The 23,034-nt window shown below is 38.6% G+C and carries 22 protein-coding genes; 14 read left to right on the plus strand and 8 right to left on the minus strand.

From position 1 onward, the window contains the following. The 6 genes from AC5WOF_RS09460 (at nucleotide 1) to AC5WOF_RS09485 (ending at nucleotide 7,885) form a co-directional block, all read left to right on the plus strand. Complete coding sequence (locus AC5WOF_RS09460; protein WP_496049715.1) at nucleotides 1-1,542, plus strand: acyl-CoA carboxylase subunit beta; 1,542 nt, start codon at nucleotides 1-3, stop codon at nucleotides 1,540-1,542. A gap of 156 nt (nucleotides 1,543-1,698) precedes the next feature. Then, nucleotides 1,699-1,977 carry a hypothetical protein gene (locus AC5WOF_RS09465; protein WP_496049716.1) on the plus strand — a complete coding sequence of 93 codons (279 nt, stop codon included), beginning with the start codon at nucleotides 1,699-1,701 and terminating at the stop codon, nucleotides 1,975-1,977. Nucleotides 1,978-1,995: 18 nt separating this feature from the next. Continuing rightward, nucleotides 1,996-3,114 carry a M20/M25/M40 family metallo-hydrolase gene (locus AC5WOF_RS09470; RefSeq protein ID WP_496049717.1) on the plus strand — a complete coding sequence of 373 codons (1,119 nt, stop codon included), beginning with the start codon at nucleotides 1,996-1,998 and terminating at the stop codon, nucleotides 3,112-3,114. A gap of 731 nt (nucleotides 3,115-3,845) precedes the next feature. Continuing rightward, on the plus strand, nucleotides 3,846-5,687 hold the full coding sequence (locus tag AC5WOF_RS09475) for an APC family permease (protein ID WP_496049718.1): 1,842 nt from the start codon (nucleotides 3,846-3,848) through the stop codon (nucleotides 5,685-5,687). Between the two features lie 127 nt (nucleotides 5,688-5,814). Then, nucleotides 5,815-7,104 carry a hypothetical protein gene (locus AC5WOF_RS09480; RefSeq protein WP_496049719.1) on the plus strand — a complete coding sequence of 430 codons (1,290 nt, stop codon included), beginning with the start codon at nucleotides 5,815-5,817 and terminating at the stop codon, nucleotides 7,102-7,104. 193 nt (nucleotides 7,105-7,297) lie between these two features. Further along, on the plus strand, nucleotides 7,298-7,885 hold the full coding sequence (locus tag AC5WOF_RS09485; RefSeq protein WP_496049720.1) for a DedA family protein: 588 nt from the start codon (nucleotides 7,298-7,300) through the stop codon (nucleotides 7,883-7,885). A gap of 116 nt (nucleotides 7,886-8,001) precedes the next feature. Here AC5WOF_RS09485 and AC5WOF_RS09490 read toward each other — a convergent pair whose 3' ends face one another. Continuing rightward, nucleotides 8,002-8,322, minus strand: a complete 321-nt coding sequence (locus tag AC5WOF_RS09490; protein WP_496049721.1) for a hypothetical protein — start codon at nucleotides 8,320-8,322, stop codon at nucleotides 8,002-8,004. Continuing rightward, nucleotides 8,310-8,669 (minus strand): hypothetical protein, encoded by a 360-nt coding sequence (locus AC5WOF_RS09495; protein ID WP_496049722.1) that lies wholly within the window; start codon nucleotides 8,667-8,669, stop codon nucleotides 8,310-8,312. The genes AC5WOF_RS09490 and AC5WOF_RS09495 overlap by 13 nt, the downstream gene beginning before the upstream one ends. 181 nt (nucleotides 8,670-8,850) lie before the next feature. Between AC5WOF_RS09495 and AC5WOF_RS09500 the strand changes: the two genes are divergently transcribed. The 4 genes from AC5WOF_RS09500 to AC5WOF_RS09515 all read left to right on the plus strand — a co-directional run bounded on the left by AC5WOF_RS09500 (nucleotide 8,851) and on the right by AC5WOF_RS09515 (nucleotide 14,637). Then, nucleotides 8,851-10,176, plus strand: a complete 1,326-nt coding sequence (locus AC5WOF_RS09500) for a tetratricopeptide repeat protein (RefSeq protein ID WP_496049723.1) — start codon at nucleotides 8,851-8,853, stop codon at nucleotides 10,174-10,176. A 514-nt stretch (nucleotides 10,177-10,690) separates the two neighbouring features. Beyond that, entirely contained in the window at nucleotides 10,691-11,857 is a 1,167-nt protein-coding gene (locus tag AC5WOF_RS09505) for a SagB/ThcOx family dehydrogenase (RefSeq protein WP_496049724.1), read from the plus strand. 144 nt (nucleotides 11,858-12,001) lie between these two features. Continuing rightward, a complete protein-coding gene (gene metG / locus AC5WOF_RS09510; protein WP_496049725.1) occupies nucleotides 12,002-13,690 on the plus strand; it encodes a methionine--tRNA ligase in 1,689 nt (562 codons plus the stop codon). A gap of 149 nt (nucleotides 13,691-13,839) precedes the next feature. Beyond that, nucleotides 13,840-14,637, plus strand: coding sequence for a DUF2935 domain-containing protein (locus AC5WOF_RS09515; protein WP_496049726.1), 798 nt, complete (start codon nucleotides 13,840-13,842; stop codon nucleotides 14,635-14,637). A gap of 39 nt (nucleotides 14,638-14,676) precedes the next feature. On the opposite strand, the gene AC5WOF_RS09520 is transcribed toward AC5WOF_RS09515, so the two are convergent. From AC5WOF_RS09520 to mciZ, 6 genes are all read right to left on the minus strand, one after another. After that, the gene (locus AC5WOF_RS09520) at nucleotides 14,677-16,023 is read right to left on the minus strand and encodes a GntP family permease (RefSeq protein WP_496049727.1); all 1,347 of its coding nucleotides are present in this window, start codon (nucleotides 16,021-16,023) and stop codon (nucleotides 14,677-14,679) included. 20 nt (nucleotides 16,024-16,043) lie between these two features. After that, nucleotides 16,044-17,582, minus strand: coding sequence for a gluconokinase (gntK, locus tag AC5WOF_RS09525; protein WP_496049728.1), 1,539 nt, complete (start codon nucleotides 17,580-17,582; stop codon nucleotides 16,044-16,046). Then, a complete protein-coding gene (locus AC5WOF_RS09530) occupies nucleotides 17,575-18,306 on the minus strand; it encodes a GntR family transcriptional regulator (protein ID WP_496049729.1) in 732 nt (243 codons plus the stop codon). The genes gntK and AC5WOF_RS09530 overlap by 8 nt, the downstream gene beginning before the upstream one ends. Nucleotides 18,307-18,478: 172 nt before the next feature. Next, the gene (gene kynB / locus AC5WOF_RS09535) at nucleotides 18,479-19,108 is read right to left on the minus strand and encodes an arylformamidase (RefSeq protein WP_496049730.1); all 630 of its coding nucleotides are present in this window, start codon (nucleotides 19,106-19,108) and stop codon (nucleotides 18,479-18,481) included. Then, nucleotides 19,095-19,982: an EcsC family protein gene (locus tag AC5WOF_RS09540; RefSeq protein ID WP_496049959.1), complete on the minus strand. Its 888-nt coding sequence runs from the start codon at nucleotides 19,980-19,982 to the stop codon at nucleotides 19,095-19,097. The genes kynB and AC5WOF_RS09540 overlap by 14 nt, the downstream gene beginning before the upstream one ends. Nucleotides 19,983-20,006: 24 nt before the next feature. Beyond that, the gene (gene mciZ / locus AC5WOF_RS09545) at nucleotides 20,007-20,147 is read right to left on the minus strand and encodes a Z-ring formation inhibitor MciZ (protein WP_496049731.1); all 141 of its coding nucleotides are present in this window, start codon (nucleotides 20,145-20,147) and stop codon (nucleotides 20,007-20,009) included. A 90-nt stretch (nucleotides 20,148-20,237) separates the two neighbouring features. Between mciZ and AC5WOF_RS09550 the strand changes: the two genes are divergently transcribed. From AC5WOF_RS09550 to spoIIM, 4 genes are all read left to right on the plus strand, one after another. Then, on the plus strand, nucleotides 20,238-20,774 hold the full coding sequence (locus tag AC5WOF_RS09550; RefSeq protein ID WP_496049732.1) for an NUDIX domain-containing protein: 537 nt from the start codon (nucleotides 20,238-20,240) through the stop codon (nucleotides 20,772-20,774). 75 nt (nucleotides 20,775-20,849) lie between these two features. Next, entirely contained in the window at nucleotides 20,850-21,413 is a 564-nt protein-coding gene (locus AC5WOF_RS09555) for a hypothetical protein (RefSeq protein WP_496049733.1), read from the plus strand. Between the two features lie 172 nt (nucleotides 21,414-21,585). Next, nucleotides 21,586-22,257, plus strand: coding sequence for an SH3 domain-containing protein (locus AC5WOF_RS09560; protein WP_496049734.1), 672 nt, complete (start codon nucleotides 21,586-21,588; stop codon nucleotides 22,255-22,257). A 96-nt stretch (nucleotides 22,258-22,353) separates the two neighbouring features. Further along, the gene (gene spoIIM, locus AC5WOF_RS09565) at nucleotides 22,354-22,989 is read left to right on the plus strand and encodes a stage II sporulation protein M (protein ID WP_496049735.1); all 636 of its coding nucleotides are present in this window, start codon (nucleotides 22,354-22,356) and stop codon (nucleotides 22,987-22,989) included. Nucleotides 22,990-23,034 lie beyond the last annotated feature (45 nt).

A 23,034-nucleotide genomic window follows, 5' to 3' on the forward strand; every position in this document is an offset into this window, starting at 1 on the left:
ATGCAGAAAAAAATTGATGAACTAAACGCAAGACGGGCAAAAATTTTTGCAGGTGGGGGAGAGAAACGAATTGCATCCCAACATAAACGTGGGAAATTAACGGCACGAGAACGAATTGAGATGCTCCTTGATGAAGGGACGTTCGTTGAACTAAATCCTTTTGTCCAGCATCGGATCACAGCTTTTGGAATGGATAAAGAAGAAGCTCCTGGAGAGGGGGTGGTAACAGGAAGTGGAAAGATCGATGGTAGATTAGTTTATTTATTTGCCCAAGATTTCACTGTATTTGGAGGGGCTCTTGGGGAAATGCATGCGATGAAAATTGCCAAGGTGATGGATTTGGCTGCTCAAAATGGAGCGCCGATCATCGGTCTAAATGATTCAGGTGGTGCACGAATTCAAGAAGGTGTACTATCTTTGGACGGATATGGACATGTTTTTAAACGAAATGTGCTGTATTCTGGAGTAGTCCCGCAAATCTCTGTCATCCTTGGTCCATGTGCAGGTGGAGCAGTGTATTCTCCTGCATTAACTGATTTTGTCTTTATGGTGGAACAAAAAAGTCAAATGTTTATTACTGGACCAAAGGTGATTGAAACTGTCACCAAAGAGAAAATATCAGCAGAACAACTTGGCGGTGCAGGTGTACATGCGAGTATTAGTGGGAACGTACATTTTACTTCTCCGTCAGAAGCAGAAGTTTTTGAAAATGTTCGCCGTTTATTAAAATATTTACCAAATAGCAATCAAGCTTTACCTCCTGTTGCCCATAAGCCAAAACAAGAAGATTGGGTAGAAGATTTAATAAATGTAGTGCCGACGGAAGGAATGAAAGCCTACGATGTAAAAAAAGTAATAGAGCACGTTTTTGATGATGGTGAGTTTTTAGAAGTACATCAAAAATTTGCTCGTAACTTGGTTGTAGGATTTGCCCATTTAGATGGAAAACCAGTAGGTGTGGTAGCCAATCAGCCAAAGTTCATGGCAGGGGGGTTGGATATTGACGCATCTGACAAGCTGAGTAGATTTGTGCGATTTTGTGATTGTTTCCAAATTCCACTCATCACTTTTGTAGATGTCACTGGTTTCTTTCCTGGTGTTGGTCAGGAACACCGTGGTATTATTCGGCACGGAGCAAAGATTTTATATGCTTATACCGAAGCTACTGTTCCGAAAATTACGGTGATTCTCCGCAAAGCATATGGCGGGGCATATGTCGCTCTCAATAGTAAGTCGATAGGGGCAGATATCGTATATGCTTGGCCAACAGCCGAAGTAGCTGTTATGGGACCAGAAGGTGCAGCTAATATTATTTTTCAGCGTGAAATTGACGAGAGCAATACCCCAGAAGAGATGAGACAAGCCAAGATAAGTGAGTACAAAGATCAATTTGCGAACCCTTATGTAGCTGCTGCGTACGGTATGGTAGACGATGTAATTGATCCAAGAGAGACAAGATTAAAATTAAAACAATCGCTGGAGATGCTAGAGCGCAAACAAGCCCATTTACCACCTAAAAAACACGGCAATATCCCCTTGTAATAATTCTGTAAAATAAGTATAATATATCTGTAATATTAATGCGCTGTCCTTCTCATATAAGCGATGAAACAATGTAAAAATTAACATATAAATTACTATACCTGTCCGTTCTAATCTGAGCAAATCTCCTCCTCTACAAAAGGAGCATATTCGTATTTGCGAAAACATGGTCTATTCGATCGGGGGACAACGAAACGTGATTTTATCTATAAAAAATGGAAAGCAAAGCTATGTTATTGGTGTCGTAGCAGACAAAAGAAGAAAGGAGAGCTACATGTACCTATTTTGACTAGTAGGAATAGGTACAATACGGCAGGACTTGTCGGAATTAACGCCTCTGGAGTGTTACACCAAACGCTCTTTAATAGCGACACGTCGAAAGAGGAAAAATGTAGGATCATGGGGAAAAGAACGGAAAAATTGATCCTGCATTAAAAGGTAGCATACAGTACGGTGGTAAATAAAAATCGGTTGATCGACGAATTTATGCGGTTGGTGCAAATAGACAGTGAATCGGGGAACGAACGAAAAATTTGTGATTTCTTGAAGGAGAAACTTTCTTCTTTGGGGTTAGATGTTGTAGAAGATGAATCTGCTAGGTTTACGAAACATGGTGCAGGAAATTTAATTGCTACGTATACAGGCAGTATTGCAGATGCTCCAACGATCTACTTCACTTCACACATGGATACCGTTGCGCCAGGCAAGAGGGTAAAACCCTCCATACTCGGAGATTATATCGTGACAGATGGGACAACTGTATTGGGTAGTGATGATAAAGCTGGCATCGCTGCTATTATAGAGGGGATTCGAATCTTACGAGAATGGAATATTCCTCATGGAAACTTACAATTTGTCTTTACAGTTGGAGAAGAGTCAGGTTTAGTGGGAGCTCGTCATTTAGATAAATCGTTAATGGAAGCAGAGTATGGATTTGCTTTTGATGCAGGTGGGCAAGTAGGAGAAATTATCACTTCTGCACCAGCTCAAGTAAAAATCGAAGCAGCCATTCACGGGAAAGCTGCTCATGCAGGTTCCAGTCCGGAATCCGGCATCAGTGCAATCCAAGTAGCAAGCCAAGCGATTTCCCGTATGAAGTTAGGGAGAATCGATGCAGAAACGACAGCAAATATAGGCATGTTCCAAGGTGGAATTGCGACAAATGTCGTACCAGAATATGTGAAAATTTTTGCCGAAGCCAGAAGTAGAAACGAGAAAAAATTGGTTCATCAAGTGGAAGAAATGGTCATGGCTTTTGAACTGACAGCCAAACAAATGGGTGCAACAGCGGAAGTAGAAACAAAATCACTGTATCCTGGTTACTCTTTTTCGGCAGATGACCTTGTTGTCCAAAAGGCGATAGCAGGTGTCAAAAAAGTAGGCCGTACCCCACACTTAGGTGTTAGTGGTGGTGGCAGTGATGCCAATGTGATCGCAGGATATGGTATTCCAACTGTTAATCTCAGTATTGGGTACGAAAATATTCATACGACTAACGAACGGATGTCCATTCCGGAGTTAGTAAAAGCAGCAGAACTGGTCGTTGCGCTTGTAAAAGAGAGTGCCCAATGAGTGGGATAAACATAAGCGCAGTTACTTATACTTTACTGCTTTAATGTTAAAAATGGGACTTATATATTTCTTACAAAAAGCTAATCCGATGATCTGTTCGGATTAGCTATTTATTATGGTTTTCATACTATATTGACAATGCTGAAAAGTGATGATACTCTAAATTCAGTTGGTTTTCTTCTGTTGAAGTTGATGAGACATCCTTTCACCTTAACCGATTCAGGACCCCGCCTTTGGTTTCTTGTAGACAGGAAATCAAAGGGGATGTCTTGTTCGGTGGCCACCGATTACGGCGTTGTTGGGTGATTGGATCGGCAATTCTCTCATCCTTCGCGGCAGACTCAGTTTCAGAGTCCCGTCCAGGGCGTTGATGCTGGGTCGCCAACCCAGAGAAACCATCAACCTCCCCCCTTTTACCAAAATTGTAATTTGGGGGAACCAGACACTTGGGTTATTTGGGTGTCTGGGCTCGAATATAATCATTTTCTATAGATAGATCAAGAAAACAGTCTTTGTTAAAATCAAAGGCTGTTTTCTTTTTTGAATTACAGTGGTACATTGCCAATTGATAAATATTAAGTTATTTTTTTATATTTTTATATAGATTTTCATTTTGAAATGGGTTAAGATAGATTTTATTGTATTTCCAGATAGGAAAATGATACCTCCTATGAATAAAGGGAAACTCGAAATACTAATACATATCTACCCAAAAAGGGGTTCGAATGAACATGTTAGGTTTTGTTAAACGACTCATCATCGGACGTCCACTACGAACCGAACAATTGACAGAAGAAAAAATTCCAAAATGGAAAGCGCTTCCTATATTATCTTCGGATGCTTTGTCTTCGCTTGCATATGGAACCGAACAATTACTTACAGTGCTCGCTCCATTGGGACTATTTGCGCTTTGGTATTCTTTGCCGATTACGGCAGCGATCATTTTTTTATTAGCGCTTTTGATCATCTCCTATCGACAAATCATTGCCAGTTATCCAGATGGTGGCGGAGCCTATATCGTTTCAACGGATAATTTAGGATGGCAGTCTGGATTGGTTGCAGGTGCTTCCTTGTTAATTGATTACACGCTTACGATAGCAGTGAGTATTACGGCAGGTACAGCTGCTCTTACTTCTGCTTTTCCAGCATTACATAAACATGCAACCATTATATCGGTAGTTTTTGTCTTTATCATTATGGTACTGAATCTTCGCGGGTTGCGGGAATCTGGGACGATTTTCTCGTTTCCGACTTATTTATTCATATTGGGGATTATTGTCCTTGTTGCAGTAGGGTTATTTGGAATAGCTTTCCATGGATTGCCAAGTGATGTGCCGCCTGTTCATGAGAAAATCCCAGAAGGTTTGACTTGGTTTTTGTTGCTTCGTGCTTTTTCTTCAGGGTGTACGGCGTTAACAGGAGTAGAAGCAATTTCGAATGCTACTCCGACCTTTCGGAAACCAGAAACGGTAAATGCGGCTAAAACGTTATCCATGCTGGGTATTTTGTTAGGGGTTTTATTTGCAGGAACGAGTTTATTAGCCTTTTTGTATCATATCACTCCAAAAGAAACAGAAACGGTATTGTCGCAGATTGCGGAGCATACCTTCGGTAGAACATTGCCTTATTATTATATTCAAGCAACGACTGCCCTTATTTTGATTCTTGCTGCTAATACTAGTTTCTCTGGATTCCCTTTGCTCTCCTCAATCATGGCTAAAGATAAATTTATGCCACGATTTTTCTCTGCTAGAGGAGATCGGTTAAACTTTTCTAATGGAATTATTACCGTTGCCTTCGCAGCAATCTTTCTAATTGTTGTATTCCAAGGGGACATTGATCGATTGATTCCGCTGTATGCTATTGGAGTATTTTTATCTTTTACTCTGGCGCAATTGGGAATGGTTAAACGCTGGTTAAAACTCAAACCAAAAGGGTGGCAACTGAAGTTAACGATTAACGCATTAGGCTGCGTAGTTTCTTTTATTGTCCTCATAATCTTTGCAGTCACCAAGTTTTCTGAAGGTGCTTGGGTTGTGATTGTTGTTATTCCTTTGTTTATCTTTATATTCTATAAGATTCGAAAGCACTATGAGATGGTGGCAGATCAACTGAGATTTGATGAAAATCTAAAGTGTGAGCCGCCAACAGACCACCTAGTTGTTCTTCCTATCAGTGGGGTAAATCGAGTAGTTCAATCCTCTATTGCATATGCGAAAATGATCAGTTCCCATGTCATCGCTTTTTATATCGCTTTTGATGATGAAAGTGCAAAGAAGTTAGAAGAACGCTGGGAAGAGTGGAATCCTGGTATTCCTTTAATCGTAACAAAGTCACGATATCGCAGTATAATGGGACCAATGCTTCGTTTTTTGGAACATCTTCAAGTAAAAGAGTCAAAACGCCAGTTGACCGTTCTCATTCCTGAGTTTATTCCTGGTCGTTGGTGGCAGCGTTTGTTACATAATCAGACAGCGATCATTATTCGGGTCGTATTATCTGTGAAAAAGGGCATTGTAGTTGTCACAATGCCTTATCGCTTAAAGAGTAAAAAAGATCAAGAAAGATGCTGAGTTTCTACTCAGCTTTTTTTGTATTATCTAGTGTATATTTGTTGGAAGTTGTAAAAGGATGTTTAAACGATTTCGGGGTTAATTTATAATTAAGTTAGCTAATCGTCTTCAGATAGAAAGAGGGAAGATGAAGAGGAGAATTGCCACCGAGGAAGATCTCCAAGATATCCGCCAGACAGGAATCAAATATTTGTTGGATCGCTATTGTAGAATGCAACAAGAGGGGATCCACATGAGTTTATTCTTCCAATCTGGTTTTGTTCCGATTGTCTTTAGGGATAGACCATATGTATATGGTCTTGTGATGAAACCTCCATTCAGTGCTGGTGAATTTCAGGCTCGTGTTAATGTTGTAGCTGCCATGAGGCTGAGGGCAAGAGAATTGGAAGTAAAGTTTGCCCCTCCTCATCTAGATTCAGAGGAAATTACTCAGATACTGAGAGAAATGGAAAATTACTCCAGTAAACGATATGAAGAACTGCAAATTTTGAGGGATCAGAGGGAGCTTTCACTAATTAGCTCACCAGAATTAATGCTGGACTTGTTTAATGAAGATGCTGTAATCCTGCTTACAGGAGAATGTGGCGCTGGGAAAAGTTTTCTGGTAGATCAGCTCCGGGTGAATTTGCCGAATCTTCAAGTCCTCCCCGAGGATTACAGCAGTTCGAATGCAGTTTTGATTCGTTTTCCACGGGTGAAACTTCATGAGGTTGACCCTGATGAGTTTCTTGGGGGCGGAGACTGGGTAGGAGAAGTTCCTGTTGAAGAAGTAGATCCCACAATGGGGTATGCGCTAGATAAACTCAGGGAAGTTCTTTCCAAACCCGGAATTGTTGTCATCACTGATGCTGGTCCGAATCGTGGACAACGGGAAGCAATTCTTCGTCTTGTACAGGAGATTCGACCATATGCTGAAGTTCACGGAGTATTGGTAGATGCTGCGTCACTTGTATCGATAGCAAGAAATTGGACTCGCAAACGGATTATTCCTGCTGACATTTGGCTTAGGGTTCATTTGGAGTACAAGCAGACCTTCTATCGAATGGTGAAAAGTGGTGCTTATCCGAGATGGGAAGTTTATGACTCAAATCCCTCTTGGTATGAATGTCTCCTGACTGAGCTATACAGGTGTGTCCATACGGCACCAACTGGGAAGCAATGTCAGCTTCAGTGCATTCCGAGAGAGATGCAGGAGAATAGCGAGCATGTTATTCCACTCCCTGTAATGGGAATGGGGGAGCAATGGTCATTGGTAAAGAGAGAAAACTATTGCCATGAGCACCACCCCTGTTCTCATGTGTCAACGTTTGGTCAGAAATGCAGTTCTTTTGCTCACTCCAAGTTGTTTCGTTGTGGGCAGTTCTGTGGGAACTGTATCGATCACTGCCCTCATAATCGTATGAGAATCGCGGGATGAATCTTATGTGTATAGAGGGCTGAGCGGCGGTGTCAACAATAGTTGGCGCCGCCGCGTGCCGTTTATGAACAGGATTTAATAGGTAAAATGTTATTTATATTTGTTGTTTAACAAACGTACTCAACCCATTTTTATAAGATGTAGGATCATTTGAATGTAAAACGGTAATCCTGAGGGGAGGAGGAAAGATAGGATGGGACGGATTCTACATATTGTCAGCCACTATGGCTATACAGGTATTTTCGGATTATTGATGTTTGGTCTGTTGGGAATTCCAGTACCAGATGAATTTTTGATGACCTTATCGGGATATCTGGTGAAAATTCATCAGTTGCATTATATATGGACGATATTAACCGCTATTGCTGGAAGTATGTTTGGCGTAACCATCAGCTTCTCGGTCGGTCGGTATTTAGGATTGCCGTTTCTCCATCGCTTTGGAAAACGTATAGGGCTAACGATGGAAAGATATGAAAAAGTAGAAGGATGGTTTGAACGCTTTGGAAAACGGACCATCATTTTTGGTTATTTTGTTCCTGGGGTACGACAAGTGACTGCGATCTACGCTGGCATAAGCAGGTGGTCCTATGGAACTTTCTTCCTCTATGCCTTGACTGGGAGTATCATTTGGGTGATGGTATTTGTAAATCTAGGGATCTTCTTTGGTGAGCATTGGAAAGAATATACCTTACTATTACATAAAAGTATCTTTTGGTTGGTCTTAGCTATCATTCTAATTGGATTTGTTGTGTGGATGATAAAGAAAAGGAAGCAAACATAAAAAGATTTTTACCCTTAGATGGAGAAGCATTGCTGGCAGCAAATTATACCGTGTAGGAAACGGTATGCTTCAAGTAGAAAAAATGAATAGTTCTTACGAAAAAGGCTGAGTTTTATTCACTCAGCCTCTTCATCGTATCGATCATCAAGATGTTGAAGTTGCATTTGCATCTGTTTGAGCAGCAGTAACAAAATACACATGGCTAAATCATAATGAAACGCCAGTATTATTTCTTCGTCTTTTTGTAATAAAATAGAAGAGATAGTATGGATATGTTCAGCAGTGAGCAGAACTTTCGTCTTTTTTTGCTGCAAACTATCGTTTATCATCTGGATCAATTTCCCTCGATCATAAGGGTCTCCCGTGATGAACTGAAAAAGATAATCTTCCCTGTAAGTATTTACAAACTGACAAGCAAGTGCCTTTATTGCTTCCACCCGATCCCCTCCGAAGGAGGGGGACTTGATAAGGATAATGGCTCTGGAAGAAAAGGAGATTTTCCGATGATTACCGTACACTGATCAGACAGATCAAATTGTTCTACATCGGATAATATTAACTCAATGGTATTACCGTCCATCAATTTTAAGAAAATCGTTTTATTTTTTTGCTGTTCAAATACGGGAACTTCAACATCCACAAACTCATACTCCACTCGCTTTTTTTCTCTGCTCATCGATAACTTGGAATGGATGTAGACAGGCAGGTGAAACAAAAATTTCATTCTCTCTACAAAGGTATTCACTTCTTGATAATTGCCATCTAGCGATATTTTCAAATTCATGGAACAGCCTCCTTATTTGCCTTGTTTTATAAAAATAATAAATCAAATATTAAATATTTTCAATTTTTATATTTTTCAGTCGTGTGCTTGGCAAATTGTCGAAATATAGCAGGAAAATGCTGTCATTCATCGAAATACTAGGCAAATAAAATTGCACTATTGGCAAAAAGGGGAACGATCGATGGATTTGGAAAAAATGGCAGTCGATATGATTCAATGGGGCAAAACTGGTCACTTATTTCGCAGTATGCGCAAAGAAATGAAGATCAACCAAGAAGAGCTGGCAGATGAGTTTATCTCTGCATCCACCATTTCGAATATTGAATTAAATGTGCGCAATGTTCATCCAGAGAAGTACATTTACCTTGCGAAGAAGTTAGGGATATTAGAGAAGTTATTAGGACTCATAACAGAGAAAGAAAAACATGAACAAGAAGTGCGAGCGGCTATAAATGAATTGGAGGAGATGGTAGGTATTGATCCAAAAGAAGCGGCAGAACAGGTGAAGCAACTTGATATTTCTGATGTTCCAATGGTAGTTCCAGTGAAATGTTATATTGAAGGTGTATACTACTACTATGAAAAACAATGGGATCATGCGCATGATTGTTTTCAAAAAACAATTGAACTTGTGAATTCAATTCCAGAGTTGGAGAATTCTAATTTACAAGCAGCAAGCTTAAATGAAATGAGCAGAGTTTTTCATTTTCAAAGGGATATAAATCGTGCATTGGAGTGTGTAGAGAAGGGCTTAGAGATATTTGTTAGAAATGGAGAACGAAAAGTACATTTGTATCATTTGCTATTAAATAGAGTGATTTACCTCAATCGATTAGAAAAAGTTGAACTTGCTTATGAAGCAGTTAAGGTGCTTGATCATGAAATTGAGGTATTGAAACAAAACAATCAACCTTATGATATTCCACTGGATATTGTGATTCAGATGAATATGATGTATGGAGCTATATTACGGCAATTAAATCAACCACAAAAAGCATTGGAGTATTCCCGCCAAGGTATGCGCATCGCTTTGAAAAATAAGAACTATGATCGTATATTAGGTTTGCGTATTACCTGTGGTAATGTATATTTTTCAATTGGAAATTTTTCAGAAGCACAAAAATATTATCTAAAGGCTTTAGAGTTAAAGGATAGGATTACTCCAACCAAAAAGTATCTACTTGTTCCTGCTTATGAAAACTTAGCGCTTGTCTCTTTCGAACTGAACAATTGGTTACTAGCAAAAGAAATGTTAGAGAAAGCAATGGAAATTAGCGATGAAGAGGGACGGATTACAAGGAAAATAAATTTGCTTATTGTTTTAGGAAGAAGTTTTTTAGGGCAACAATTATATGAAGAGGCAATACGTTCTTATCAACAAGCGGAGGATTTATCTCGACAGCATGATCAGGACTCCAAGTTACACGAAATCATTGCTAGTTTATGTAGTTGTTATTCAAAGACGAACGATTTAGAGAATCTTCACTATTACAAAGAAAAGCTTTAATGATATTTCTATAAAGTTATGGGGGTGTAGAATATGAAATGTTTTGGATCAGGTCCTGCTGATGATGATGCTGATTCTGGTCAATAAAGTTTTTAGAATCCTAGATTGCTAGGGTTCTTTTTTATGTTCATTTTTGCCAATCGAGTAGAATGGAATGATTGGCATTTTCGATTTTGAAAGATTTTGGATGTGTTTTCGAGGATAATTATTGGCAGGAGAGGAATTGTTATTATTTTCATTAAATTAATAAAATTCATTGAATTAGACATGGAAAATTGGTAAATTATACATAGAGAGTAAGAGGGGGTGAGGTCATGAATCTAAAAATAGAAGAAATTACCCTTGAAAATCAAGAAGATTTTAAATTTGAAGTGCAGATCGAAGATAAGTTATTGATGCATCCTAACGATGAAATAGTTCAGTAATTAGGAATAAATAGTCTTGATATTATTACGCATGAGACCCCGATTGGGTCGGGGAGGAATGCGTCTTTTTATATTAAGGGAGGATAATCATGATTGGTATCTCACCTAGTACAGGGTTTAAACTAGCACCTGATTTAGTTATAACCTATACAGACGGTTTTCCTCGATTACATGTTGCTTCGTCACGTTGTCAAGTGAAAGTAGATTGGAAAGTATTATCTGTCATTAATGCCTTTATTGATAATAGTACAAATCTATGGGATCAACTCCATGTTATTCTTACTAAAAATCTAATACAGGATATTTGCAAAAGCTTAATATGTGTTGGAATATTAGTCTCAGAAAAAGAAAACAAGAACATACAAACCGCTCAATTTATACGAAAATGGGAAGATTGGGGGGAAGCCTCTTGGTTCTTACACCTTCATAGTAAAGATGCTCCTTACGAGACAAATCTAGAAGAAAGAATTATTTTGGCTGAGAATTTTAAACAGAATTCTCCTGCTTCTCCTGAAATATATTCTTGTAATTGTTCATTTTCTAAAATTGATCTCCCGACGCCAAGTCGCCTTTCAGAGAGTACACTTGTTGATGCACTAACATTACGAAGAACTTGCCGAAATTATAGTGGTGAACCAATTACATTACAGGAGCTGTCAGATTTATTATTTTTCACAGCAGGTGTTCTATTTACAAATGATACAGTGTATTACGGAACGGTTTCCAAAAAGACTGCTCCTTCTCCAGGTGGAAGACATACTACAGAATTATATCCAGTCATAAATGAATGCATTGGTTTGTCAAAAGGTTTTTATCATTATTGCCAGCAACATCATGCCTTAAATTTAATTAAAGAAGAGGAAGTAAAGCCTTTTTTAAAAGAAGCTCTCTACGGACAAGATTATTTTCTAGATGCATCAGTAACTGTTTTTTACACAAGTATCGTGGACAGACTGATGTGGAAATATAAAAGTAGTCGAGTTTATCGTTTAATGCATTTTGAAACAGCGCACTATGCACAAAATTTCTTACTTACAGGCACAGCATTGAATTTAGGGGTATTTGTAACAGGTGCAGTTAAAGAAAGTTTCGTTGAACCTATTCTAGGGATAGATGGAATACATGAAGTTGCTATGTATGTAACAGGTGCAGGACATCAAGGATTAGGTGGACCTTATGATCGCGAAAGTCATAAGTTAAGTGAAAATGTTCCCAAAAATTTACGTGTAACTCTGCCTGATAATTCTAAGCCCTAAGTGAGGGCTTTTCTTATCTATAAATTAATTATAAAAAATTATCGGAAGTATATGAACTTACTAAAATATTAGTGATAAAATGGTAGGAAGTATGAATCAAATTTGGTTCGTCAATAATGTAATGATCGATTCGGAGGTTAACCTATGACAAAATACCTAATCACAAGTGCACTCCCATACATAAATGGTATCAAACACTTAGGAAATCTTGCAGGCTCCCTATTACCAGCTGATGTATATGCAAGATTCTTACGCCAAGAAAGAGAAGAGGTACTATTTATTTGTGCCACAGATGAGCATGGAACACCTGCTGAACTATCTGCTTTAAAAGCTGGAAAAGATATTGAAACGTATTGCAGAGAAATGCATGATGTACAAGCAGAAATATATGAAGAATTAGGCTTGGCATTTGATTATTTTGGTAGAAGTTCTTCTAAGCAGAATCATGAATTAACGCAACATTTCTACAAACAGCTAGAGAAAAATGGATTTATTGAGGAAAAGGACATTCAACAGGTCTATTCACTTGATGATAAAAGATTCTTGCCAGATCGTTATGTAGAAGGAACATGTCCGAAGTGTGGCTATGAAGCAGCTCGCGGTGACCAATGTGAAAACTGTACTTCTGTGTTAGACCCAACTGAATTATTGGAACCACGATCTGCATTGTCTGGTAGTAGAGCAATTGAAATTCGGTCAACGAAGCATCTTTTTTTACGATTGGATAAATTAAGTGATGAAATAAAGAGATGGGTCGAATCGCATCCCGATTGGCCTCGATTGACATCTTCGATTGCGTTGAAATGGATCAATGAAGGATTACAATCACGTGGTATTACCCGTGATCTCGATTGGGGAATACCTGTACCAAAAGAAGGTTTTGAGAACAAAGTATTTTATGTTTGGTTTGATGCACCAATTGAATATGTAGGAGCGACAAAAGAATGGTCTGATCAAAAGCCTTATGAGAGGAATTGGAAAGACTGGTGGTACAACGTAGATGACGTTGTGTATACACAGTTTATGGCGAAGGATAATATCCCGTTTCATACTGTATTTTGGCCTGCTACTATCCTTGGCACTAGAGAACCATGGACACAAGCAACACAGATTAAAGGGTTCAACTGGTTAAATTATTATGGTGGTAAATTTTCTACGAGTCAAAAACGTGGTGTATTTATGGACCAAGCGTTAGAAGAACTGCCAGCAGATTATTGGAGGTATTACTTAATTGCCCAATCTCCTGAGTCTGCTGATTCTGACTTCACTTGGGAATTATTTGCTAGTGTTATAAACAAAGATTTAGTTGGTACATTTGGTAATTTTGTCAATCGCACTTTAAAACTATCTTCATCTAAATTAGGTAATACCATACCAAGTGGTGGATCAATAGGAGAAGTAGAAAGAAAATTACAAGATAAATGTGAACAATTGATCCAAGAATACACAGGGTTACTTCGAAAACAAGAGTTTCGCAAAGCTATACTCACTTTAAGAGAATTATGGACTCAAGGGAATCTTTATCTGGATGAGAGAGCGCCTTGGAGTTTAATCAAACAAGATACGGAAAAAGCCGGAATGGTATTACGTACAGCAATAAACTTGATTCGTATTTTTGCTATTGCTGCGAACCCACTTATTCCATTTACAACAGCAAAAGTATTTCAAGCTTTAAACCTTTCAGAAGATGATCAATTTATTCCATTTCAAGATGCAGTTGATTTGGAATATCTATCAGAAAGTCATTCTTTTGATGTGCCAGATTTATTGTTTAAACGGATTGAAGAAGAGGATATTTCTAGATTATCGGAGAAGTATGGTGGAAATAAATAGTATGGATACAAAGCAAAAATGGTAAGAGGAAGAGAGGGGATAAAAATCTCCTCTATTTTCTTTTTTTACACCACTTCAATCGTGTATTTTCATTCAGATAATAACTTTTTCCACTTTCTCATATACCTAGGATAGCGAAACAAGAAGAGGTGGATCAATTGGACAAATTAAAAGAAGCACTTGAATATGAGCAACAATTCTGGCTGCATATCCTTCGCGATCATTGTCAGTTTATTTTGGAGGCACTTGCTCCTAATGAAGAAAAGGAAATAAACAAGGCTCAAAAGTTATATGCATTATTTGATGATTTGTATCAACATCGGCAATATGATTTTGATGCTGTTTATGATGCCGTAAGTAAGTTGAGGAAGTTTAAGCTCCATTTATTAAAACGATTATTGACGGAACAAATCTCCTTTCATCTGACTCCAACTTTTCTCAATCATATGTTAAATGAACTCGAAGAATATATGCGCATACTGGATTGTTTTCAGCAAAACCAACTCCCGCCTAATCTTCATTCTCTGCATCATCACCTCCTATGGCTGCCTGATGCAGCAGGGCACGCTACAGCACTAAATGAAAATACAGATGGTGTGGAGAAAGAATGGCTGGAAAAGACCATTTTTTTTACGGATCGATTTGAGGCTTTTTATTTAAAAGCGATTGAATTAGCTGGCTATTTACGCACTAACTGTATGCAATTTCCTGCTCTTAGCCGTTTTAATCGAGATGTGGAGTTACAGATAAAGATTTTCCAAAATTTTTTGAAAGAAATAGAAGAAATGACTTCAAACAAAACATTACTTGGAACGATTGCCCCGTTAATGGCTGATCATATGTATCGTGAGGAGAAATATTACTTGGATAAATTAGCACAAGTATCAGATGGTAAAGACGTACAAAAGGGTAAAGATAATATAGATGAAAAAAGCAAAGCGACTTGATTTTAAGCCGTTTTGCTTTTTTAAGGAAAAGTGTAAAGTTTAGACGACAGTACTCAATAACAGCGTAAACACCAATCCAGATACAGAGATAATCGTTTCCAGCAATGTCCAAGTGGCAAATGTTTCTTTCATACTCAAACCAAAGTACTCTTTAAACATCCAGAAGCCTGCATCGTTAACATGGGAGGCGATCAAGCTGCCTGCACCTGTAGCAAGTACAACTAGAGCGAGATTGACATCGGTTTGTCCTAACATCGGAATGACAAGTCCTGCGGTGGTTAAAGCAGCAACGGTAGCAGACCCCAGGGAAATCCGTAAGATTGCAGCGATGATCCACGCGAGCAAGATAGGGGAAATCGCAGTGCCTTTAAATAACTCTGCTACATAGTCACCTACGCCGCCATCGATCAGTACTTGTTTGAATGCTCCACCACCACCGATGATCAAGAGCATCATGCCGATTTGGGTAATAGCGGTTGTACAGGAGTCCATCACGGATTTCATCGGAATCTTCCGAGCCAGTCCCATGGTATAAATGGCAACTAATATGGAAATCAGCATGGCAGGAGCTGCACTGCCGATAAAGCGGATACTTGCTAACAATACATTATCTTTTATTCCCATTGTTTCTTGGAGCAAGGTAATAATTGTGGCTATCGCCATTAAAATAACAGGAAGAATAGCAGTGAGTACACTGACTCCAAAACCAGGTGTATCTTCTAATTTAAATACTTTTTGTTCGCCCAAAGAGGCGATGTTACCAGTCTTGTTAAAGGAATCAGGTACGAGTTTTTTAGCGAGTTTGGTGAATAGAGGTCCTGCAATAATGACGGTTGGAATAGCAACGATGAATCCATAAAGTAATACTTGTCCAAGATCGGCTTTAAATTCACCAGCGATAGCTGTTGGGCCTGGATGTGGGGGCAGAAAACCATGTGTGACAGATAGTGCTGTTGCCATCGGTATCCCTAGATACAAAATAGATACTTTTAATTCTTTTGAAATGGCAAATACAATCGGGATTAACAATACAAGTCCAACTTCAAAGAATAAAGCGATACCGATAATAAAAGATGCGAAGACTACTGCCCATTGAATATTTCGTTCGCCAAATTTGTTGACAAGGGTCATCGCAATTCGTTGTGCGCCACCGGAATCTGCTAGTAATTTTCCAAGCATTGCACCAAGCCCAAAGATCAATGCCAAATGGCCAAGTGTGCCGCCTAATCCTTTCTCGATTGAGGCTACTACATCATCCATCGGCATTCCTAGGGTTAAGGCAACACCAAATGACACAATGATGAGGGAAATAAATGTATTTAATTTTAAGCCCATGATCAGTAGTAATAAGACTAAAATTCCAACTGCGACAATGAGTAGTGGCATGATAAGTCCTCCCTATTTCTCTAGTTGTGTAGAAAGCTCCTTTGATATTTTGCGATTTGTGTATAATTTTCTTCTAGTACTCGAGAAAGATGAATGAAGATCGGTAATAGTTGTCGATATTCCTTAACGGCGTTTTCTTGTGGTGTGTGTTGATACGTATTGCCGATCATTTGGGAAACGACTTCAAAGGACTCGATTTTATCGGTGGCATATAGTCCTAAAATGCATGCTCCTAAACAAGAACTTTCGTAGCTTTCCGGTACAACCACAATGGATTCAAATATATCGGACATCATCTGGCGCCAAATATTCGAGCGGGCAAATCCGCCAGTTGCTTTGATGTGGGTCACAGGAGAATCCATGCATTCGATCAATGCTAGAAACACCGTATATAAATTGTAAATAACGCCTTCCAATGCTGCTCGAATCATATGCTCTTTCTTATGTGACATCGTTAGTCCAAAAAAGGAGCCTCGAACGTCTGGATTCCACAATGGGGCACGTTCTCCAGCGAGATAAGGGTGGAATAATAATCCCTCTGCACCTGGTCTAACCCGTTCAGCGATCTTTGTTAAAACATCATAGGGATCAATCCCCAATCTCTTTGCCGTCTCCACTTCAGAAGAAGCGAGCTCATCGCGAATCCAGCGAAGAACCATTCCTCCATTATTCACAGGACCGCCAATCACCCAATGATTTTCTGTTAAGGCATAGCAAAATATCCGACCTTTTTCATCCGTTCGTGGTTGTTCGATAATCGTGCGAATAGCACCGCTTGTCCCGATGGTGACGGCTATTTCTCCTCGGTTTATCGCATTTACTCCTAAATTGGAAAGGACACCATCACTAGCTCCGATAACAAATGGGATAGCAGGGTCAATTCCGATCTGCTCTGCTAAATCAGGACAACAGTTACGATATATTGTGGTTGTCGGTACGAGCTCTGAGAGTTGGTCGGAAGTGATGCCAGCAACTTCTAAAGCCTCTGTATCCCAGTCCAGTGTCTGGAGATTCATCATCCCCATCGCAGAAGCTAGAGAATGGTCGACTACATAGCGATCAAAAAAACGTTTGAAGATATATTCTTTGATGCCAATATATTTTTTTGTCTTGATTGCTATTTCGGGATGTTCGTGTACAAGCCATGCGATTTTGGCGAAGGGGGACATTGGATGAATCGGTGTTCCCGTTCGTCTGTAGATTTCATGACCATGAAACTCATGTTTAATTTTATGCGCCCATTCCTCACTTCGATTGTCTGCCCATGTGATACATGGTGTCAGGGCTTTATCTTTTTCATCGATGGCAATGACACTGTGCATTGCACTACTAAAGGAGAGGAATGCAGGTTTTTTATCTGCATGTTTTCTCGTTATATTGGAAATAACCTGTAACACTGCCTGGAAAATCTCTTCAGGATTTTGCTCCGCTGTGGACATATCTGGTGTATACAAAGGATAGCCAATATTTTCTTTTTGGATCACTTCTCCTTTTTCGGTAAACAAAACAGCTTTTGTACTTGTTGTACCGATATCGATTCCTAACATATAGCTAGTCATTTTCTTGCTCTTCTCCTTTTGCAAGCAATTGCTGTGATCTCCATAAGTCTTCCACTTTACCTTGAACATCATCAAAGTTTTTATGCAGAGACTTTATCATCAGGGCTCTATCTTTTGATTTTATCGCTTCAATATAAAGCTCATGATTTTTTATAATTCGTGTAAAATCGTCGTATTTCTCCTTTATACGGACACGCATCGATAAAAGAATGAAACTTTCCATCACAGGTTTTAAATTATTCCAGATCATGAGCATATAAGAATGGTTAATAGCACGAATAATAGTTTCATGGAATAGGACATCCTGATAGGAAAATTCATCTGCATCTTGATACTTGATCGCTACTTTCATCATTTCTAGTATTTTACTAAGTTCGTTTACTAAAACATGTACATTCATCTGTGCGAGTCTTTCAAAGACAAATGTCTCTATCAATAGGCGGACATCATAAATTTCTTCTATTTCTTTTTCCGTTAAACCGATAACAACTGCACCCATTCTCTCTAAGCGGATGATATTTTCCGCAGCAAGTGTTTTTAACGCCTCACGAACAGGAGAGCGACTCACAGCAAAATCTGCTGCGATTTTATTTTCAGATAGAATGGTACCGCTTTCAATTGTGCCAGAGATAACACGCATTCTAAGCTCACTCGCTACTCGATCACCAGCAGAAGCTTTGGCAAGCCATTTAACAGGGTATAAATGCTCTTTCGTTTCATCCATGTAAGCACCTCCCAACACTCAAGTATACTTGTATACAAGTATTATAACGAAGAATATTCATTATGCAAGCGCTTTCTTTATTTCTTAACCAAACGAATTGTATGTATTTTATGATTATTGCTAAAGCACTTTAGAGATATAAATAATAAAACCTCCATATAAATGAAGGCTCTTAATCTGCGGAATACGGCCGTAGTACAGCTCGAACAGGACTGCCATCCCCGCCGACAATGGGAAGGGGTAAAGCAGAAAGTTCATATTCACCTGCCGGTACTTCTGTTAGAACAACCCTTTCTAATATGTGAATACCTGATTGATGCAAGGCGTGGTGAGCAGGCAGTGTCTCACTGTCGGCAGGATCTACGGAAGGGACATCTACTCCTATGAGTCTTATATCTAGAGATTGCAAATAAGCTGCTGCTTCAGTCTCAAGGTAGGTGAATGTTTTTGGAAAAGAAGTTCTATCTTTCCATGAATCAGTACGAATGAGAAGACGCTGCGTGTGATGCAGATGGAAGAATTGTAAATCTTCTATTGTGATGGACTGCTTTCCAAATAGGTGAATTACTTTACATGGCCCAAAGTACAAAGAGAGGTCTAATTCATGCACCTGTTTTCCGTTATTATCAAAATGATAGGGGGCATCAATATGAGTCCCGGTATGGGTGCTAAAAGAGACCTGTCCAACATTGGCACAGCTGTCACTTCCTATGACAGAAGTGAGTTTAAAGTGGTATGTTTTATCACCAGGCCAGACCGTCATTTCATTATATAAGGGTTCACTAATATCATAGATTTTCATCGTTTTCCTCTTTTTTTTCCTTGTCAAAAAATTCAGGCTGGGTTTCTAGCTCTTGTTGTTTCTGTTCTAATTCATGTAACTTAGCTAAAACCCGGCGCTTTTGATATAACATTTCACCAGCTTCCGCAACATCTTGAATGGTATACCGATTGATAATCGCACCAAAAATCATCCCCAAAACGGGAACCATTTGAAATAGCTTCTTCCAGCCATAATTGTCACGATAGGAAAGAATAACTTCTCTCCAACCTTGGAGCCTTGAAATGGCTTCTTGTTCAGTAGCTGTTTCTGTTAATTCCTTCAATATGGCTTTTTTTCCTACAAAATCCGAATTAGAAAACTGTAGACATTTTACGATGAAAATGCGTTCTTCTTTTTTCCGTGGATCATAACCATATGTGATCGCCATCTCTTGTAAAACTTTTAACGATGTTCCAAGGAGTAGGGGGATATCGATAGCCAAAGTGAAAATTCCACCAAATCCAGTTGTGGCTCCTTGAACAGTTGCAAAATTGGTATGGTTATCTTTGTTATCTTTGGCTACTTGGTTCATGAAAGAAAGAGGGACTTCGGAAACTCTCTCGATCGTAACCTCTGAAGATGATTGTAAAAACAAATGTGGTTTGTATTTTTGTAAGATTTTATCCTGTGCAATCAAGTATTGCCCGCCTGTTTGAATGTAGCTTCCTAGTTCATCCAAGGCGATGCCAATATATTTTTGGATTAGTTTCGGTGTTAACTTGTCGAGGATAGCAAAAGGGATCCGACCAATCTTTTCCCAAAACCAGAGGTCAGATTGATCGTTTTCCCATTTTTTTATTTGTTGTAATGCTTCTTGTAAAGATTCTAAAGTGTCTGCTTGATATGCGTTCAGAATGTTTCACCTCAAATGTTATTCTTACTTAATAAGGCGAAGGTGTTTTCCTTTTCTCGTATTACGATCGATAAATTCTGCTAACGTAATTGGAGACTTTGCCCACTGACGCAATTGTGCTTGGATCTGCCACGCTTTACCAGTAAGTTTTATACTTTTATTCAACTTAATTGTCCTCCATTCGTCGCTTTTCGTCCAGTGTTGCCAGAAAAAAGATATAATAAAAAATATGTTGAACGAGGAGGATACATAACTATGAAAAATTTAGAGGAAAAAACAATCTCAACAGAGCAAATATATGAAGGAAAAATCATTCGTGTTCAATTGGATAAGGTGAATTTACCAAATGGAGGAACATCCAATAGAGAGATTGTGAAACATCCGGGAGCCGTAGCTATCATGGCTATTACTGATGAAAACAAATTGATATTGGTTCGGCAATTTCGTAAGGCTTTAGAAAAAACTATTTATGAGATTCCAGCAGGAAAATTAGATGCAGGTGAAGAAGCTGAAGTTTGTGCTCGCAGGGAACTAAAAGAAGAAACAGGGTATAGTGCAAAAAACTGGGAGAAACTCATAGGATTCTATACATCGCCTGGTTTTGCTGATGAATACATTCATTTGTTTGAAGCTAGTCAGTTGACAGCAGGGGAAACATCTTTTGATGAGGATGAATTTGTGGAATGTGTGGAATTAACATTGATGGAATGCAGGGAGAAGATCGCTTCCGGAGAGATATGTGATGCTAAAACCTTGCACGCTATCACATTATGGCAATTAAAACAGTTGTAGAATTGAAAGTTTTGTGAAAAAACATCTTTTATGGTATAATGGAAGTATTCTGTTTATTACTTCGGGGTGATGGAAGTGACTCAAGAGACACAAAACAGAAACATTTCCCTCACAGCAGCACGCTACACACTTAGGCTATGGGTATTATATGTATTGCCTTTTGTATCAGGATTAATCATTACCAATTTCTTTGAGTGGTCCTATTTATGGCCGATGCTACTACTTCTAACAACATTAATGGTGATTGTCTTTAATCTAGTAGTAGTGTTAAATGATTGGTATCGAAAGCCAATTGCTCGTTATCCCATTATCTTTCAGCTCTATGCTGCTTGTTTTTTTGGGATTATGATACTTGGCAAGGCTTTAGGTGATGCCCTGCTTTACGGATTACTCACCTTTGTATTCCTTGTCAACACACTACTTGGTTATTACTATCGGAGGAATATAACAGCATGCGGGATTGTCTCTCGTATTATATTGGTATTGAATACGATCTTTCCCATTACATATGCCTTGCTGTATCTTTCTTATCACTCTGATATATCCATGTTTTTAGAAGCACCTGGGATGATTAGTTCTATTTGTCTAGGTTTAACGTACTTCTGTGGTGTTATCGTAGAGAGTATATACCGATTTTAATGTATTTTTCATTTACAGGTAGCGGGGTTTTAGCTACTTGTTTTTTTTGTTAATAAAAAAGTAACAATTTTCGTAATTTATATATTGATTTATTTGCAGTTTTCTCGGAAAATAATCGTAGCTATTCAGCATGTATTTTTTTGAAATAATTGCTCTATTTGGAGGTCCAAACATGCAGCGTATTTCTTATATGATCATGGCAGTAACTCTTTTTTTTATTCTCCCGGGTTGTGGTTTGGTAACGTTTCCATCAAAAGAAGTATCACAAGAAAACCAATCGACATCACAGAAAAATAATCAGCCACCTCAGAAGAATATGTTGCGTTTTTCTAATAAATCAACCAACGGGCAGACACAAATGGTCATGAAAAAGGATGATAAGACGTATATTCATCCTATTCAAGAGAGGATTACCACTATAACCAAGAAGGACAAGCCTAGTATACCCATTAAAGTTGACGTTCCTGTAAAAGTTGTCCGAGCATCAGATCCCTCAAAAAATAATCCTCCAACAGATTCTCCAACACCAACACAAGAAGAAACACCGCCAAAAGATGGAGAAGGACAACCAGTTCAACAAGATGAAAAACATCAAGCAGCAGTGAAAAAAGCAGAAGAACTTAAGGGTACGGATCAACAGGTGACGGTTGACCAAGGAAATGTATATGAAAATCCTGATGAGAAATCGAACATCATCCAGCAGGTTATCAAGGGGCAAAAACTGCATATTGACAATACAAAAGTAGATGATGAAGATTCGGATATCTGGTGTTTCGTAAGTGGAAATGATGGACAAAAAGATATTACTGGCTGGGTAACTTATCAAATTATGGAACAAAAATAAAGTTTTTTGTTCTAGTTTCTTCTTTGTTTTCTTCCTATCATATCTGCTCATTTAGATTCATAGAATAGGAGGGAATAGAAAGGCGGGGATTCAAAAATGAAGCGAAAAAAACATTTTGTTCGTATGCTTGCGGAACACATTCTAGCACAGAAATCTATCTATTTGTTTGTAGGTGTACTATTTCTAGTTGGTGTAGTGTTTGGTGCTGTGATTGTTAACACACTGGATGCAAACAAAAAAGGGGAGTTACTGCAATATTTACATTACTTTTTTCGTGGTTTAGCTCAAGATGATATTGCAGACCCAAGTGTGGCATTTCAACATTCTATTGGAGATTACTTGAAAATGCTCGCTTTGATGTGGATCCTTGGACTTTCTGTCATTGGTATTCCTATCATGTTGGTTTATTTATTTTTCAAAGGTTTGGTCACTGGGTTTACAATTGGTTTTTTGATTAATCAACTATCGTGGAAAGGTTTTTGGTTTGCAATTGCTGCAGTGGTTCCCATCAATATAATTGTAATTCCAATTTTACTCGTGCTATCTGTCGCAGGAATTCAGTTTTCTATCACACTTGTTAAAAATCGATTTATCCACAACAGGGGACCAATATATCCTCAATTTGTTCGATATTCTTTACTTGCAACAGCATTGACTATTTGTTTGGTATTGGTTGCAGCAACGGAAGCGTACATTTCTCCATCCTTGATGAAAAATGTTATTCCCTTATAATGATTCTTATTTGATAGTTCTTTTCATTTAGTTTGACTTCCCCCT

Source organism: Shimazuella sp. NTD250, assembly GCF_059510375.1.